Genomic DNA, 15,895 nt, shown 5'->3' on the forward strand with positions numbered 1-15,895 from the left:
GTAAAGGACCTTGCTTTTTACATTTCGCCCTTAATGCTTATCCTCAATTTTATGGATGCTCAAACAGTACTCTTACTAATAGCTGCCGCTATATTGGCATTGGGCGTAGTACTCTTTCAGTATCGCTATACATTTAGGGGAAGTAATGGCCTGGATCTTCTACTATCCTCACTAAGATTCATTGCTTTGTTTGGCCTCTTAATACTACTCATAAACCCAAAGTTTACCAAGGCGGAATATAGTATTGAAAAGACGGACCTCGTCCTATTGACCGACAATTCGATGTCCATCCAGGCTTCGGCCGATACTTTGGCATCCGTAGTGAAAACCATTACCCAAAATGAAGGGATTTTGAAAAGGTTTCAGGTAAAACCCTATAATTTTGGAAATTCATTGACAAGTTCGGATTCACTGACCTTTACCGAAACACAAACAGATATTGGTAAGGCCATTTCATCTTTAAAGGATATTTACAATGGTGCTGACCGAAATATGGCCATACTTTTGGCCACTGATGGTAACCAGACGAAAGGAGAGGATTATAGTTTTGTCCTCAAAAATGAAAAAGTACCCATTTACCCTATTGTTATTGGGGATACCACACGATATGAGGATTTAAGGATCGAACAAGTAAATGCAAATACCTTCGCTTTTTTTAAGAACAAATTTCCAATAGAGCTTTACTTGACGTATGAAGGTCACAAAAGTGTAGAATCAACTTTAAAAGTTACCGTAAATGGGAAAACAGTCCATAAGGAAAATGTCGCATTCAATCCATTGGACAACACAAAGACCATAACCGTTTTGCTTACCGCCGAGACCGTGGGGGCCAAAACAATAGAGATTGGAATAAATCCCCTGGAAAACGAAAAGAATAAAGTTAATAACATAAAGAGCCTCGGAATAGAGGTTATAGACGAAAAAACGAATGTAACCATTATTACTGCCAAGGCCCATCCGGATATGGGTACCTTAAAGAAAGCCATTGAAAGTAACGAGCAACGTTCCGTTTCCATTAAAAAACCTCAAGTAGCGATTAATGAATTGGAGAATACCGATGTATTTATCCTATATGAGCCCGACCGTTCCTTCCTTCCCATATACAGATATATACAACAACGAAAAGCAAATTATTTTACTGTTTGTGGCGCAAATACAGATTGGAACTTCCTAAACGAAATACAGAATAACTATTCAAAAGATGCCTATGGTGAAGTGGAGGAGATACTTCCAATTTTAAATAAGGGTTTTGGTCTTTTTGATATCTCAGGATTTGTAATAGACAATCTTCCTCCTTTGGAGGGCGAATTGGGAGAAATACTGATCAGTACTCCCCATGAAATTATATTGGGACAGAGCATTAAAGGAGTTGAGTTGAGTGAACCCTTATTGGCTGTAATATTTAAGGATCAAACAAAAGAAGTGGTCCTCTTTGGGGAGAATCTCTGGAAGTGGCGTATGCAGAGTTATCGGGACAATAAGGATTTCACAAACTTCGATGGAATCATTGGTAAAATCATCTTATATCTTTCATCGAATACTTCCAAAAATAGATTGAATGTCGATTATGAATTAATATACCAAGGGAGCGATGGTGCCAGTATATCGGCCAGGTATTTTGATGAGGGCTTTGAATTGGATCGGAATGCCAATTTAATCCTAAAAATTCAAGGGAAGGAAAACAACATCGTCAAGGAAATTCCAATGTTGCTAAAGGATAGTTTTTATCAGGCAGATTTAGGCGACCTTCCTTCCGGAGATTATACATTTACCGTATTGGTAACCGATGAGAACCTTTCTTCCTCGGGAACCTTTACCATTTTGGATTTCAATGTTGAACAGCAATTTCTTTCCAGTGACCATAAGAAATTGAATCGGTTGGCCATGGATAGCAAGGGTAGGCTGTTTTTTCCCTCCAATTCGGACTCTTTGGTTCAAGAACTTGTGGAAGATCCCCGTTTTTCCCCGGTTCAAAAGAGCAAGGAAAATGTTGTATCTTTAATCGATTTTAGGATACTCCTAATGATAATAGCTACTGCACTTTCTGTGGAATGGTTTATCAGAAAATATAACGGACTAATTTAACACAAATAACTATGGATAGATTACCAAAAATAGCGGTACCAGTAATTTTTGGGTTCATCGTACTCTTTTTACTATTTTCCAATGCTTTCGTTAATATTGGGGCTGGTGAGGCAGGGGTACTATGGAAACGGTTTGCGGGCGGTGTTGTTACGGACGAACCCCCGTTGGGTGAAGGATTTCACATTGTAGCACCTTGGAATAAGGTATATATTTATGAAGTAAGGAGGCAGGAAATTTTCGAAAAAATGAAAGTTCTTTCCTCGAACGGATTGGATATTCAACTGGATGCTTCCGCATGGTATATGCCAAAAGCGGAAGAATTAGGAAAGCTCCATCAAAAGATAGGGGATAGTTATTTGGATCGTATTCTTTTGCCCACTATCCGATCGGCCGCCAGGTCTGTAGTGGGAAGGTATACCCCGGAGCAATTGTACTCTAGTAAACGAGATGCCATTCAACAGGAGATTTTTGAGGAAACCAAGAAAATAGTTGACAATCAATATATCATCTTGGATGAAATTTTAGTAAGGGACGTAACACTTCCGCCAACGATCAAGGAAGCAATTGAGCGAAAGCTAAAGCAGGAACAAGAGTCTTTGGAATATGAGTTTCGGTTGGAAAAAGCCGAAAAGGAGGCACAGCGTCAACGCATAGAAGCACAAGGTAAGGCAGATGCCAACAGAATATTGAGTGCTTCCCTAACAGATAAAATACTTCAGGACAAGGGCATTGAGGCAACTTTGCAACTGTCCCAATCTCCAAATGCTAAAGTGGTAGTGGTCGGTTCTAGTGGCGATGGCCTTCCCTTAATATTGGGCAATAATTAATGTGTTGTATTGCGAATGAACCCGTAAATCGGATTTCCTTAAGAGCAGATCGGATATTGGTTTATCCTACGATTATGCGATTTAAATTTTTGTCGAATCAAAATAAGTTTTATTTTTACGCCTTGAAATGAGAAATACTGCTACACATCACCATTTTTATACTTGCTCTCAAGCGAGGTAGAAATGTATTGTAGTTATGTTACACAATATTTGAAACCCGTTTGAGAAATCAAGCGGGTTTTTTGATTAAATCAGTTATAGTTTTCATTTAAAGGAAACAACAATCCATTATACAAATGACAAATATTCGAATAGCCATACAAAAAAGCGGTCGTCTTAACGAGGATTCGCTAAAAATATTAAAGGACTGTGGTATTTCCATTAACAATGGAAAGGATCAACTAAAAGCATCGGCACGTAATTTTCCATTGGAGGTCTTTTATCTAAGAAATGGCGACATCCCCCAGTATCTAAGGGATGGTGTAGTGGATACCGCCATTATTGGCGAAAATGTGCTGGTGGAAAAAGGAAAGGATATCAGAAGGGCGGAAAAGCTTGGTTTTTCCAAGTGTAGGGTATCCTTGGCCGTTCCCAAAACTATGAAATACCATACGGTTAAGGATTTTGAAGGGAAACGTATAGCAACATCCTATCCTAATACGGTCAATGATTATTTAGAGAAAAAAGGAGTAAAAGCTGATTTACATATTATTAATGGTTCGGTCGAAATAGCTCCCAATATAGGTTTGGCCGACGGTATTTGCGATATTGTTTCCAGTGGTAGCACCCTTTTTAAAAATAATTTGGAAGAGGTAGAAGTAATTCTTAAGAGCGAAGCGGTTTTGGCCGTGTCACCCAAAATTTCAGAGGAACGTCGGGAGATTTTAAAGAAATTACAATTTAGGATTCAATCCGTTCTACAGGCCCGACAGTCCAAATACATATTATTGAACGCCCCTAACGATAAGTTGGATGCCATTATAGAACTACTACCTGGGATGAGAAGCCCCACGGTACTTCCTTTGGCGGAAGAAGGTTGGAGTTCTGTTCATACGGTACTTAATCAAGACACATTTTGGGAAGTAATCGATGAGTTGAAAGAAGCAGGTGCGGAAGGTATTTTGGTATGCCCTATAGAAAAAATGGTGCTTTAATGCAACAAACATGAATTTTTAGATAGCTTAATTACAGTTAGTTAAAAATTTTAGACAATGAAAAAGATATACAATCCAAAGCGCGAGAATTGGGAGGCCATTTTAAAAAGGCCTACCCAGACCATATCCGATATTGAAGATGTGGTGAGCGATATTTTTCAAATAGTTGAACAAGAGGGTGATGCGGCAATAAAACGCTACACCCGGAAATTCGACGGTGTCTCTTTGAATGGTATGAAGGTATCTTCCCAAGAAATAGAAGATGCCCAAAATTTGATTACAAAAGAACTAAAGGACGCTATTCAGCTTGCCAAAAACAATATTGAAAAGTTTCATAAAGCACAGAAAACAGACCGGGTCGCTGTAGAAACTATGCACGGAGTACAGTGTTGGCAAGAAAAACGCCCTATTCAAAAAGTAGGGTTGTATATCCCTGGAGGGACGGCACCATTGTTTTCTACCATATTGATGTTGGCAGTACCCGCGTCCATAGCCGGCTGTAATGAAATTGTACTCTGCTCTCCGCCCGATCAAGAAGGAAAAATACATCCTGCTATCTTGTATACGGCAAGTTTATGTGGTGTGAGGCAAATCTTTAAGGTAGGGGGCATCCAGGCCATTGCTGGAATGACTTTTGGCACCGAGACTATACCAAAAGTATACAAGGTATTTGGACCAGGTAACCAATATGTCACCGTGGCCAAACAAATAGCCACCAAATATGGCATTGCCATAGATATGCCTGCTGGCCCGAGCGAATTGTTGGTGGCCGCGGACGATACCGCTAATGCAGCTTTTGTGGCTTCGGATCTTTTAAGTCAGGCAGAACACGGGGTTGATAGTCAGGTGATTTTGGTTTCCACTTCAAAGGCGATGATCGATAAGGTGGAGAAGGAAATAGAAAAACAGTTGGAAGATCTACCAAGAAAGGAAATTGCAAGTAAGGCCATTGAAAATAGCAAATTAATAGGTTTGGAGAATGATGAGGCCGCCATAGAACTTATTAATGAATATGGTCCTGAACACTATATTATTTGTGTTGCGAATGAAGATTTCTATGTAAAGAATACGATGAATGCCGGATCGGTTTTTATTGGCAACTATACGCCTGAAAGTGCTGGAGACTATGCTTCGGGAACCAATCATACCTTACCTACCAATGGTTATGCCAAACAGTATAGTGGGGTAAATTTGGACAGTTTTATGAAGAGTATGACCTTTCAGAAAATAACCAAGGAAGGCATTAAAAATATTGGTAATGCGGTTGAGCTTATGTCGGAAGCCGAAGGCTTGGAAGCCCATAAAAAGGCAATGACATTGCGTTTAAGAAGTATAGACTAAAATGAGTCCGACTTTGAATAAGGAATAAAGTTAAAACTCCTATGTTTTATGTAGCCATAGGTTTGAACGAGAAATGAAGTTGCCAGAGGTTATTGGGCTGTTGAGTTATTAGGTTATGTGGGCAGAGCACAACAAATAACCTAACAACCAAGTAACTTAGTAACTTTTGAAATTCGAGATGTTCGTAGTAACTAAGAGTTTTGAACTAAAAGTACATCGCCTGCAAGAGGCAGGATTTCAACTAATGATAGTTACCCATGAAAAGGGAATTCAATATAAACGAATTGGTTCGGGAAAGTGTTAAGGAATTAAAACCGTATTCCTCGGCCCGGGACGAATATGTATCCGATGGCTCGGAAATGGTCTTTTTGGATGCCAACGAAAATCCTTTTAATAACGGGGTCAATCGGTATCCCGACCCACAACAAAGGAACCTAAAGGCAATTCTGGCCGAACAGCGGGGAGTGGCCTTGGAAAATTTGCTTTTGGGCAATGGTAGCGATGAGATTTTGGACTTGATTTTTAGGGCCTTTTGTGAGCCTAAAATTGATAACATCATTACCTCGCCTCCTACCTATGGCATGTATAAAGTATTGGCCGGTGTAAACGATGTAAAGAACAAAGAGGTCCTATTAACCTCGGATTTTGAACCCAATGTTGAAGGCATTTTGAAGGCCGTAGATCAAAATACGAAGTTATTGTTTCTTTGTTCTCCCAATAATCCTACTGGGAATTGCTTCTCGGAGAAGCGAATAAAACACCTTTTGGATAGTTTCAATGGTCTTGTGGTCATAGATGAAGCCTATATTGATTTTTCGGAGACAGAAAGCTGGCTGTCACAATTGCATAATTACCCCAATCTTATTGTAACACAAACCCTCTCCAAGGCCTATGGTCTGGCAGGAATCCGTTTGGGTATTTGTTGTGCGTCCTCTGGGATTATATCTGTTTTGAACAAGATAAAACCACCGTACAATGTAAATGAACTGACCCAACAAAGAGCTTTACGCCATGTGTTGAATACGAAAATGGTACATGAGGAAGTACGGACTATATTAAAAGAAAGGAACGAACTAACCAAGGAATTACTTCAATTCAACTTTGTTCTTAAGATCTATCCCACGGACGCCAATTTTGTTTTGGTAAAGGTGGACGATGCCGATAAAAGATACCAGCAGCTACTGGATAAAGGAATCGTAGTAAGAAACCGAAGTACCCAACCGCTTTGTGAAGACACCTTACGATTGACCGTTGGGACACAAGAAGAAAATAAGAAATTGATAACGGCCTTAAGAAGTCTAAATTAAATATTGAATAAAAGTGGACAATATAAATAATCCTTCTCCCGAAGATAAGACGCGTAAAGTACTTTTTATTGATCGTGACGGCACCATGATCAAGGAACCGGAAGATGAACAAATTGATAGCTTTGACAAATTGGAATTCTATCCAAAAGCCTTTAGCTACTTAAGAAAGATCGCCAAGGAATTGGATTATGAGTTGGTAATGATTACCAATCAAGATGGGTTGGGTACGGACATCTTTCCCGAAGACACCTTTTGGCCGGTGCATGATTTTGTGTTAAAATCCTTTGAAAGCGAAGGGGTGGTATTTAATGAAGTTTTTATTGATAAAACGTTCCCGGAGGACAACGCGGAAACACGAAAACCAAAAACAGGATTGTTGACCAAGTATTTTACGGACCAATACGATTTGGAAAATTCTTTTGTGATAGGAGATAGGCTTACGGATGTGGAATTAGCCAAAAATTTGGGTTCCCGAGGTATTTTCATTAACAATAATACACAGTTAGGAACTTCGGAGGTCAGTACGGATGCCAAGGAGCTGGAAAAGTATATCGCCCTGGAGACTAATGATTGGGAAGAGATTTATGGATTTCTGAAGCTAAGGGATAGAACGGCCGAAATCCACAGGAAAACCAATGAAACGGATATCCGTATTATCCTTAACCTTGATGGTACGGGACATGGAAAAATCTCAACGGGACTGGCATTCTTTGATCATATGCTGGATCAGTTGGCACGGCATGGACAAATGGATTTGGATATTGAGGTAAATGGGGATTTGGAAGTAGACGAGCATCATACCATAGAGGATACCGGCATTGCTTTGGGTGAGGTTTTTTATGAGGCTTTAGGGGATAAGCTGGGTATTGAGAGATATGGTTTTTGTCTGCCCATGGATGATTGCCTGGCCCAAGTGGCCATAGATTTCGGAGGTCGCAATTGGTTGGTTTGGGAAGCGAATTTCCAAAGGGAAAAAGTTGGGGACATGCCTACAGAAATGTTCCACCATTTTTTCAAATCCTTTACGGATGGCGCCAAGGCCAATGTAAATATAAAAGCAGAAGGTACTAACGAACACCATAAGATAGAGGCTATTTTTAAGGCGTTTGCCAAATCGATAAAAATGGCCATTAAAAGGGATGCGGAAAAAATGGTCCTTCCCTCTACGAAAGGAATGCTATGAAGATTATAATTATTGATTACGGTGCAGGAAATATTCAAAGTATCCGTTTCGCCATTCAAAGATTGGGATACGAGGCTAGTCTTAGCAATGATCCAGAAGACATCAAAACTGCGGATAAGGTGATATTTCCAGGTGTAGGCGAAGCCAGTAGTGCCATGAAAAAATTGAGAGCCAGCGGATTGGACCATTTAATACCAAACCTAAAACAACCTGTACTGGGCATTTGCCTGGGTATGCAACTTATGTGCAATTCATCGGAGGAAGGCAATACTAAAGGACTTGGAATATTTGATGTGGATGTAGTCAGGTTTTCCAATAGTGTTAAAGTACCTCAAATTGGATGGAATGAAATATCCGATTTAAAATCGGATTTATTTAAGGGTATTGGGGAGAAGGAATATATTTATTTGGTTCATAGTTACTATGCCCCAGTTTGTAAAGATACTATTGCAGTTTCGGAATATGAGTTGAATTATAGTGCCGCTTTGGGTAGAGCTAATTTTTATGGCACGCAATTCCATCCCGAAAAAAGTAGTGATGGTGGGGAAAGGATACTACAAAATTTTCTTAAAATGTAATGGGGGAGGACTTTTACATAGCAACGGAAAGGGGAAAAATGGATATTCCTTTTATTCATAACTATTTATCCGAGACTTCCTATTGGGCAAAAGGCAGAACCGTGGAATCGGTATTAAAATCAATGGAAAACTCCTTATGCTTTGGGGTTTTCAACAAGAAGGATCAACAAGTGGCCTTTGCACGTTTGGTGACGGACTATGTGGTTTTTGCTTGGTTAATGGATGTTTTTGTCAATCCAGACTACGAGGGGCAAGGGATAGGTAAAATGTTGGTTAGGCATATTGTTCAACTTCCAGAGTTACGGAATGTTAACGGAATCGGGCTGCGCACTAACGATGCCCATGGATTTTATGAAAAATTTGGTTTTGAAAAGATATCGGAACCACAAACATGGATGCTAAGAAAAAATAAATGAGAATTATTCCGGCCATAGATATTATCGAGGGGAAATGTGTTCGACTATCAAAAGGCGATTACAACACCAAAAAGATTTACAATGAAAATCCTCTTGAGGTTGCCAAGGAATTTGAAGCCCATGGCATTCAATATTTACATCTGGTAGACTTGGATGGGGCAAAATCCAAACATATTGTCAATCATAAGGTTTTATATCAAATCGCATCCCGAACGAATTTGAAAATTGATTTTGGGGGAGGGTTGAAAACAGATGAGGATTTAAAGATAGCCTTTGAAAATGGGGCCAAGCAGGTTACAGGAGGTAGTATTGCCGTAAAGGATCAATCGACCTTTTTGGGATGGTTGGAAAAGTACGGGGCGGAAAAGATCATTTTGGGTGCGGATGCCCAAAACGAAAAAATAGCGGTTTCCGGCTGGCAAGAGGAATCGGACATGGACTTGGTTCCTTTTATTAAATCCTATCAACAAAAGGGGATTACATATGTGATATGCACGGATATTGGCAAAGACGGTATGTTGGAAGGGCCTTCATTTAATTTGTACAAAAAGATTCTTTCGCATACCAAACGAACAGAGACGAGGATTACCATGAGTGGGGTAGAGGATTTGGAAATGCCTGGGATACATCTAATCGCCTCTGGAGGTGTTTCCCAGTTTGAGGAATTACCGAAACTTAAGGAAATAGGTTGTGAAGGCGTTATAATAGGTAAGGCCATTTATGAAAATAGAATTAGTCTTAAACAGTTGGAATCTTTTAACATACAGGTATGAAAGATATGGTATCTCAATTAGCGGAAGAGTTTTTGGCCCAATCCATATATAGAATGGATGAAAGTACTAGAATGATTCAAATTTGTATGGAACAGTTATCTGAAGAAGAAATTTGGACCAGGCATAATGAGTCATCCAATAGTATTGGTAATCAGATTTTGCATTTATGTGGAAATATAACCCAGTATGCCATATCGGCCTTGGGCCAAGAAACGGATTCTAGGGAGCGTGACAAAGAATTTGCAGCGCGCTCTGGCTATTCCAAATCCCAATTGCTACGAATGCTTGGAGATACTTTGGAAAAGGCAAAAAGAACCATAGACAAATCCGATGTAGAAAATCTGATGCGAAAGCGTGACGTTCAGGGTTTTTATTTTTCGGGAATGGGGATTATTATCCATGTGGTTGAGCATTATTCGTATCACGTGGGTCAAATTGCACAGTGGACCAAAATTTTGAAAAATAAAGATTTGGGCTTTTATGACGGAATAGACCTGAATACAAAGAACAAAGAATAATCTAGAGAAGTTAGAGATAAGAATTACGAAGTACAAAGTGCGAAATTGAAGATGGTCAGTCTAAACTATAGAACACAAAGGAAGCAAGACTTAAAGTCTTTGTATTTTATCCCTTTGACCTCATACTTAATCATATGTTGACAAAAAGAATCATCCCGTGTTTGGATATAAAGAATGGCCGTACGGTAAAGGGCATAAATTTTTTAGATCTACGTGATGCGGGAGATCCCGTGGAACTTGCCAAATTCTATGCCGAGGAAGGTGCAGATGAACTGGTGTTTTTGGATATTTCCGCTACGGAGGAAAAACGCAAGACCTTAGCGGAACTAGTTTATCACGTAGCTGAAAAAGTAAATATCCCTTTTACTGTTGGTGGAGGCATTTCATCTGTGGAAGATGTGGATGTCCTCTTACACAATGGAGCAGATAAAGTGTCGATCAATTCATCGGCGGTAAAAAATCCGCAATTGATCAATGACCTGGTGGCAAAATTTGGATCACAATGTATTGTTGTGGCCATTGATGCCAAACAGATTAATGGGGAATGGAAAGTACATCTGGTCGGCGGAAAGGTACCCACGGAAATTGAATTATTTGCATGGGCCAAGGAAGTAGAGGAGCGGGGCGCAGGGGAAATCTTATTTACTTCCATGGATCATGACGGTACTAAAAATGGATTTGCGAACAAGGCCTTGGCCAGAATGTCCAAAGAAAGAAACATCCCTGTTATTGCCTCCGGAGGCGCAGGAAAGATGCAACATTTTACGGATACCTTTGTAGACGGCAGGGCAGATGCCGCTTTGGCTGCCAGTGTCTTTCACTTTAAGGAAATGAAGATAAAGGATTTAAAAAAAGAGCTTAAGCGCTGTGGTATCCCAGTTAGGCTTTAAGGATAAAGATTAAGAAAGGAATACATGGAAGTAGATTTTAACAAAAATGGAGATGGATTAGTACCTGTGATCATTCAAGATGCCGTTACCAAAAACATCCTGATGTTGGGTTACATGAACCAAGAGTCACTGGATAGGACCCTGGAAACCAAAAAGGTGACTTTTTTTAGCAGGTCTAAACAACGACTATGGACTAAAGGTGAGGAAAGTGGCAATTTCTTGCATTTGGAGGATATCAAAAACGATTGTGACCAGGATACGCTGCTTATTCTGGCAAATCCTGTTGGACCAACCTGTCATACCGGAAGTGATACCTGCTGGGGTGAGAAGAATGTATCCAGTTTTGGGTTTCTTTCAAAATTGGAGCAGGTAATAGAACAGCGAAGGACTTCCGCTATAGGTGAAACGTCCTATGTAGCCTCGTTGTTTGAAAAGGGTATCAACAAGATTGCGCAGAAGGTAGGGGAAGAGGCGATAGAAACCGTTATTGAGGCCAAGGACAATAATGACGAACTCTTTTTAAACGAAAGTGCGGATCTATTATTCCATTATCTGATTTTACTTCAAGCCAAGGGTTTTACCTTAAAGGATATAGAAAAGGTATTAAAAGAAAGACATTAATTAAAAGTTTAAAACAGAATAAATATGGGCATCTTTTGATGCCCATATTCAACAACAACAACCAAAACGTCTAAAATCAGTCGGTTTTAACTATTTCCGATGCACCGGATAACCTTCTAAGATTTACGGTCGCATCCCCCCTGTATCTTAACGTACTTGCACCGGAAGCCTCAATATCAATGGATTCCGTCACCGTTAAATAGGCATCACTGGCACCGCTTAGATCTATATCCAATTCTTCCACCGTCAAATCATAATCCTTAAGATCACTACTGCCCGAAAGACGGGCCCTTAGCGATTCGGTATTTCCAAATAGATCAATGTTGGAAGCCCCTGATGCCTCTATATCCAAATCGGTAAGATCCATTTCACCAGAGAACGATGATGCCCCAGAGAGCTCTAGATCTACTTTACGCGTAATCAGCGGATTTTCCAGAGTAATATTGGAAGCTCCTGAAATGTCAAAATCGGAAATCTCCCTTGTGGTAATAAACACGTTCAAAGTTACATTTCCTCTTAGATTGGTATGTTTTTTTAGCCTTACCCTTAAAGTGTTCCCTTCCTTTTGCACAACAATACGGTCATGAATGTTCTCATTGGCCTCGACCTCTACGCTTTCCTCCACATCGGAGAAGGTTACATAAACATTAAAAGCATTGGATACTCTTAGACCAGAATAGTCCGAAAAACCATAACCGATCGTTGAAATTCCATCGGAGGCACGAATAGTCTCGTAATCACAAGAAACCATTTGAAGGCTCAAAGCGATCAGAACCGCAAATACTAGTACTCTGTTCATTTTTATAAATTTTCTGATTGATTTTCAAGGTTGTTTTTTAACTCCATGACCGGCATCCATTGAAAATTTACTGGAAACCATTGATCCTTGGTTTTTAATGTAATGGATGATGATGTTGTATTCCCCTTCTTTAGATATACTTGGTTATTTTCCGAAAAAACATGTTGGGTTTCAATTACCTCATGACATACCGGACAAAGACCGTTAAACATATTATTTTTCATACTAAATTTTCTTTTTATAGCGATTTCGGCCCATATTAAAAACACCTACTTTAACTCCTATTCCCGCTGAAAAACCGTTGATTCGGGATACCGGACTAAAATCAAGGTCTATTTTATTGGAAAAACGATATTTAACACCAGCTTCGAGTTGTAGATATCGAGAGACATTGAACAACATGCTTACCCCGGGTTCCAGTACAAAAATGGCATCTACATCATCCTCAGTGAGCTCATAATCTTCGTCATCGAAATTATCATCAACATATCCAACGGCACCTGCGCCTATCAATAAGGGAAAAGATAGGTTTACCACAGACTTGCTAAAAAATATAGGTTCCAAGTGCAAGCCGCCATAGGCCCCGATCAAGTCCTGGTCCCTAGCCAGGTCACTATTAAAAACATCCTGCACGGAATAGAAAAAAGTTCCCGAGAACCCTACCTCAAATTGTTGATTGGCCACATAGGCCACTTTGAGACCGCCCTGATAGGTCGGCTCACCATCAATTTCACCAAACTGGGCGTTCAGTCCCAAGTATACGCCGTGGACCACATTTTTTCGATCGTTGAATTCAAGGTAATCCTCGTCTTCCTGGACGCCTTCCTGAGCATAGGTAAGCCCTGTGAAAAGTAGAATAATAAGTAAGAAAAATGATTTTTGATGTATCATGCTTTATTGTTTTTTGATTGTCTTATTCAAAAGACAACGTAGTTGGGAAAAGGTTGCATATTTTCTATACTTTTTTTGTGAAAATTTTTGCAGATCGACTATACAGTCTTTTCAAGGTTAGTTCCAAACATATAGAAAATGTTACAGGGTTAGAATTCCTTTAAAAGTATAACTCCCTTTATGCCCGTAATGGAAATCTCGCCTGATAAACCCTTGCCGTAGGTAGCCGTTATTTCGCGAATCCTTTGTCCCTTGTTCAACATTTTGGTCTCTACGTTCTTAAAGGACTTGGGCAGTCGTAACAGACCTTCTTCCAAAGTAGCGTCGAACTTAAATGAGAAATCGGAAATGGTGAGGCTTACTTCTGATGATTCCTGATCTATTACGATTACGGCATCCGGATTCTGCACCTTGGAAACCCTGAAATCAGCAATTTTCATGGTAAGATTGATCTGTTCATCCACATTATTGAGTTGCATATTGGTAAATCTTAAATCTCCGTGTACGGCACCTACTTCTTCTATTGTTATTTCATCCTTACTGGAGTAAATCTCCAAGGAGGACACACGGTCTATTTCTATGTCGGTACCACTACTATTGATCCGTAAGTCTCTGGATTCCTCTACATCCAAACTTCCATTTTTTATGCGGATATTCCCATAGTTAACGGTTTTGGTTCGCAATTTTCCGTATTTTAAAACGACATCCGCATTGTTAATGTCCTTATTGATCCAAACATCACCATGTTCTACATTTGCCTTCAACTTCCCGGACCAATCACCGATGATTATATCACCAAATTTGTTGGTAATATCCAGTTCCGCATTTGAGGGCAGTTGGATCGTGTAGTCTATTTGAACATTACTTCTATCAAAATCAAAAGGGTTTGCCTTATTGAAATACTTGGCAAAAAAGCCTGTACTTTTTTCCGCAATTTCCGAGGTGACGGTAATAAAATTTTCAATTTCCCTTGTGTTGAGCGAAATACGGTCCAGAAGGTTTTTTGCGTTTTCCTTTTTTCGGTGTGTAACCGTGATGTCAACGGTAATCGAAACATTGTCCCTGTCCCATCCGGTAACGGTTACATCGCCATATTTGTTCTCCAAATATAACTCTCCGGAATTGGTCATCTCGTAGGATTCACTAAGCTGCTTCGATACTTTTTCTTGGGCCAATGCATGATGACCGCATATCATCAAGAGCATTAAAACAACCCGTATTTTATAAAATGTATCCATCATAATCTTCGTTTGTTATTTTGGAATCATTGATTTGATGCAATAGATTCTCAATAAGTTCAATTCTCTTTTTGTAGTTGGCAATAATAGCTTCCAGAACAAGCTCATTGTCCAGATTTTTTTCCATTTCCAATTTTAGAAGTTCATATTCCTTGTCCAACTCATCCATAAACAATAGAAACTCCTCTTTATCCGCATCGGATAGTTTGGGATGGTCTTTTACAAGCTGTACCTGATATGAGACCAAACTCTTGTAATGCATATCAATATCCAATAGTTCTTGGGAAACAATAGTATTTTGTGTGTTGTCACCTTTATTTATTAGGGAAACACCAATGATAGCGGCAATCCCAATTACCAAAACAAAACTGGCCGCGACGCGTAGTATCGGAGATCGCCATAAAGGCACAACTTTTGGCTTTGGCTCCTCCAACTCCGAGGCAATATTGGCCCAGAGTTTTGCCTTATCCGCTTTATGTTCATCGAACAACGCCTTATTTTCCCGAATGTGCTTTTCAAAATTGTCCATTATAAGGTGTTTATGATTTCAACTAATTTTTTCTTTGCCCTATGGTATTGTGATTTTGAAGTAGATGTTGAAATGTCCAATATTTCTCCTATCTCCAAATGATCGTAACCTTCAATCAGGTAAAGACTTATGATTTGTTTATATCCGGCCGGAAGCTTTTCCAAGCCCATTTTTACTTTTTTAATATCGATTGCTTCGACGTTTTCTTCTACATCTTCCTTTAAATAAAACTCATGGTCCTCAAGAGGGGTAATGGGAATTTTTTTTAGTTTTAGATGGTTTATACTTTTGTTTACCACGATTCTTTTTAACCAAGACCCGAACGTACTTTCGTATTTGAAGCTTCCAAGATTTTTAAAAGCATCTACAAAACTTTCCTGTACAATATCCTCGGCATCCTCTTTTATTCCCAACATACGCATGCCAATATTATACATGGCATCCACATAGAGCTCGTATAATCGGTACTGCGAGTTTCTATCACCAGACTTGCTACGTTCAACAAGCTCCTTATGTGTAAAGCGAATATGGGTTTCCAATTAAATTGAAATGGTTGTTTTACTCCTTAAAATTAGGCCTACTACATTGCTAAAGACAAATGGGAATCTCAAGGGTTGCATCGATTAGAATAATTTTACCAAATGTAAAGCATTTCCACAATGCGACTTAGCTTCTAAGTTAGATCAGTCGTTAATGACTGTAAAGACCCAAACTCATGTTGATGTCTCGCTCATTTTTACTGTCA

At 39.5% G+C, this 15,895-nt stretch carries 17 protein-coding genes; 12 read left to right on the forward strand and 5 right to left on the reverse strand.

The features are described 5' to 3' along the window. Positions 1-51 precede the first annotated feature (51 nt). The 12 genes from ACP2AF_RS14905 to hisIE all read left to right on the forward strand — a co-directional run bounded on the left by ACP2AF_RS14905 (position 52) and on the right by hisIE (position 11,693). The gene (locus ACP2AF_RS14905) at positions 52-2,085 is read left to right on the forward strand and encodes a VWA domain-containing protein (RefSeq protein WP_425236941.1); all 2,034 of its coding nucleotides are present in this window, start codon (positions 52-54) and stop codon (positions 2,083-2,085) included. Positions 2,086-2,096: 11 nt separating this feature from the next. After that, positions 2,097-2,912: a prohibitin family protein gene (locus ACP2AF_RS14910; protein WP_425236942.1), complete on the forward strand. Its 816-nt coding sequence runs from the start codon at positions 2,097-2,099 to the stop codon at positions 2,910-2,912. A 296-nt stretch (positions 2,913-3,208) separates the two neighbouring features. Continuing rightward, positions 3,209-4,066 (forward strand): ATP phosphoribosyltransferase, encoded by an 858-nt coding sequence (gene hisG, locus ACP2AF_RS14915; protein WP_425236943.1) that lies wholly within the window; start codon positions 3,209-3,211, stop codon positions 4,064-4,066. A 57-nt stretch (positions 4,067-4,123) separates the two neighbouring features. Next, positions 4,124-5,407, forward strand: a complete 1,284-nt coding sequence (hisD, locus tag ACP2AF_RS14920; RefSeq protein ID WP_425236944.1) for a histidinol dehydrogenase — start codon at positions 4,124-4,126, stop codon at positions 5,405-5,407. Positions 5,408-5,664: 257 nt separating this feature from the next. After that, positions 5,665-6,714, forward strand: a complete 1,050-nt coding sequence (gene hisC / locus ACP2AF_RS14925; protein ID WP_425236945.1) for a histidinol-phosphate transaminase — start codon at positions 5,665-5,667, stop codon at positions 6,712-6,714. 13 nt (positions 6,715-6,727) lie between these two features. Further along, positions 6,728-7,897: a bifunctional histidinol-phosphatase/imidazoleglycerol-phosphate dehydratase HisB gene (gene hisB / locus ACP2AF_RS14930; RefSeq protein ID WP_425236946.1), complete on the forward strand. Its 1,170-nt coding sequence runs from the start codon at positions 6,728-6,730 to the stop codon at positions 7,895-7,897. Then, on the forward strand, positions 7,894-8,475 hold the full coding sequence (gene hisH / locus ACP2AF_RS14935) for an imidazole glycerol phosphate synthase subunit HisH (RefSeq protein ID WP_425236947.1): 582 nt from the start codon (positions 7,894-7,896) through the stop codon (positions 8,473-8,475). The genes hisB and hisH overlap by 4 nt, the downstream gene beginning before the upstream one ends. Continuing rightward, positions 8,475-8,891 carry a GNAT family N-acetyltransferase gene (locus ACP2AF_RS14940; RefSeq protein WP_425236948.1) on the forward strand — a complete coding sequence of 139 codons (417 nt, stop codon included), beginning with the start codon at positions 8,475-8,477 and terminating at the stop codon, positions 8,889-8,891. The genes hisH and ACP2AF_RS14940 overlap by 1 nt, the downstream gene beginning before the upstream one ends. After that, positions 8,888-9,664, forward strand: coding sequence for a HisA/HisF-related TIM barrel protein (locus tag ACP2AF_RS14945; RefSeq protein ID WP_425236949.1), 777 nt, complete (start codon positions 8,888-8,890; stop codon positions 9,662-9,664). Before ACP2AF_RS14940 ends, ACP2AF_RS14945 begins: the two co-directional genes overlap by 4 nt. Further along, entirely contained in the window at positions 9,661-10,182 is a 522-nt protein-coding gene (locus ACP2AF_RS14950) for a DinB family protein (RefSeq protein WP_425236950.1), read from the forward strand. The genes ACP2AF_RS14945 and ACP2AF_RS14950 overlap by 4 nt, the downstream gene beginning before the upstream one ends. A 134-nt stretch (positions 10,183-10,316) precedes the next feature. Next, positions 10,317-11,072 (forward strand): imidazole glycerol phosphate synthase subunit HisF, encoded by a 756-nt coding sequence (gene hisF / locus ACP2AF_RS14955; RefSeq protein ID WP_425236951.1) that lies wholly within the window; start codon positions 10,317-10,319, stop codon positions 11,070-11,072. Positions 11,073-11,096: 24 nt separating this feature from the next. Further along, positions 11,097-11,693: a bifunctional phosphoribosyl-AMP cyclohydrolase/phosphoribosyl-ATP diphosphatase HisIE gene (hisIE, locus tag ACP2AF_RS14960; RefSeq protein ID WP_425236952.1), complete on the forward strand. Its 597-nt coding sequence runs from the start codon at positions 11,097-11,099 to the stop codon at positions 11,691-11,693. A gap of 76 nt (positions 11,694-11,769) precedes the next feature. Here the strand turns inward: hisIE and ACP2AF_RS14965 are convergent, their stop codons facing one another. From ACP2AF_RS14965 to ACP2AF_RS14985, 5 genes are all read right to left on the reverse strand, one after another. Beyond that, complete coding sequence (locus ACP2AF_RS14965) at positions 11,770-12,492, reverse strand: head GIN domain-containing protein (RefSeq protein WP_425236953.1); 723 nt, start codon at positions 12,490-12,492, stop codon at positions 11,770-11,772. A 225-nt stretch (positions 12,493-12,717) separates the two neighbouring features. After that, on the reverse strand, positions 12,718-13,383 hold the full coding sequence (locus ACP2AF_RS14970) for a hypothetical protein (protein ID WP_425236954.1): 666 nt from the start codon (positions 13,381-13,383) through the stop codon (positions 12,718-12,720). A gap of 149 nt (positions 13,384-13,532) precedes the next feature. Next, positions 13,533-14,624: a hypothetical protein gene (locus ACP2AF_RS14975; protein WP_425236955.1), complete on the reverse strand. Its 1,092-nt coding sequence runs from the start codon at positions 14,622-14,624 to the stop codon at positions 13,533-13,535. After that, positions 14,605-15,150 (reverse strand): hypothetical protein, encoded by a 546-nt coding sequence (locus ACP2AF_RS14980; RefSeq protein ID WP_425236956.1) that lies wholly within the window; start codon positions 15,148-15,150, stop codon positions 14,605-14,607. Before ACP2AF_RS14980 ends, ACP2AF_RS14975 begins: the two co-directional genes overlap by 20 nt. Then, positions 15,150-15,689 (reverse strand): RNA polymerase sigma factor, encoded by a 540-nt coding sequence (locus tag ACP2AF_RS14985; protein WP_425236957.1) that lies wholly within the window; start codon positions 15,687-15,689, stop codon positions 15,150-15,152. The genes ACP2AF_RS14980 and ACP2AF_RS14985 overlap by 1 nt, the downstream gene beginning before the upstream one ends. Positions 15,690-15,895: the final 206 nt, after the last annotated feature.

The sequence above is a fragment of the Ulvibacterium sp. genome, assembly GCF_965248315.1.
In the GTDB taxonomy this organism is placed as follows: Bacteria; Bacteroidota; Bacteroidia; order Flavobacteriales; family Flavobacteriaceae; genus Ulvibacterium.

Bases quoted from the DNA above. Each gene is read 5' to 3' on its own strand.
- ACP2AF_RS14905 (WP_425236941.1), top strand. From the start codon at position 52: ATGGATGCTCAAACAGTACTCTTACTAATAGCTGCCGCTATATTGGCA.
- ACP2AF_RS14910 (WP_425236942.1), top strand. From the start codon at position 2,097: ATGGATAGATTACCAAAAATAGCGGTACCAGTAATTTTTGGGTTCATC.
- hisG (WP_425236943.1), top strand. From the start codon at position 3,209: ATGACAAATATTCGAATAGCCATACAAAAAAGCGGTCGTCTTAACGAG.
- hisD (WP_425236944.1), top strand. From the start codon at position 4,124: ATGAAAAAGATATACAATCCAAAGCGCGAGAATTGGGAGGCCATTTTA.
- hisC (WP_425236945.1), top strand. From the start codon at position 5,665: ATGAAAAGGGAATTCAATATAAACGAATTGGTTCGGGAAAGTGTTAAG.
- hisH (WP_425236947.1), top strand. From the start codon at position 7,894: ATGAAGATTATAATTATTGATTACGGTGCAGGAAATATTCAAAGTATC.
- ACP2AF_RS14940 (WP_425236948.1), top strand. From the start codon at position 8,475: ATGGGGGAGGACTTTTACATAGCAACGGAAAGGGGAAAAATGGATATT.
- ACP2AF_RS14945 (WP_425236949.1), top strand. From the start codon at position 8,888: ATGAGAATTATTCCGGCCATAGATATTATCGAGGGGAAATGTGTTCGA.
- ACP2AF_RS14950 (WP_425236950.1), top strand. From the start codon at position 9,661: ATGAAAGATATGGTATCTCAATTAGCGGAAGAGTTTTTGGCCCAATCC.
- hisF (WP_425236951.1), top strand. From the start codon at position 10,317: ATGTTGACAAAAAGAATCATCCCGTGTTTGGATATAAAGAATGGCCGT.
- hisIE (WP_425236952.1), top strand. From the start codon at position 11,097: ATGGAAGTAGATTTTAACAAAAATGGAGATGGATTAGTACCTGTGATC.
- ACP2AF_RS14965 (WP_425236953.1), bottom strand. From the start codon at position 12,492: ATGAACAGAGTACTAGTATTTGCGGTTCTGATCGCTTTGAGCCTTCAA.
- ACP2AF_RS14970 (WP_425236954.1), bottom strand. From the start codon at position 13,383: ATGATACATCAAAAATCATTTTTCTTACTTATTATTCTACTTTTCACA.
- ACP2AF_RS14975 (WP_425236955.1), bottom strand. From the start codon at position 14,624: ATGATGGATACATTTTATAAAATACGGGTTGTTTTAATGCTCTTGATG.
- ACP2AF_RS14980 (WP_425236956.1), bottom strand. From the start codon at position 15,150: ATGGACAATTTTGAAAAGCACATTCGGGAAAATAAGGCGTTGTTCGAT.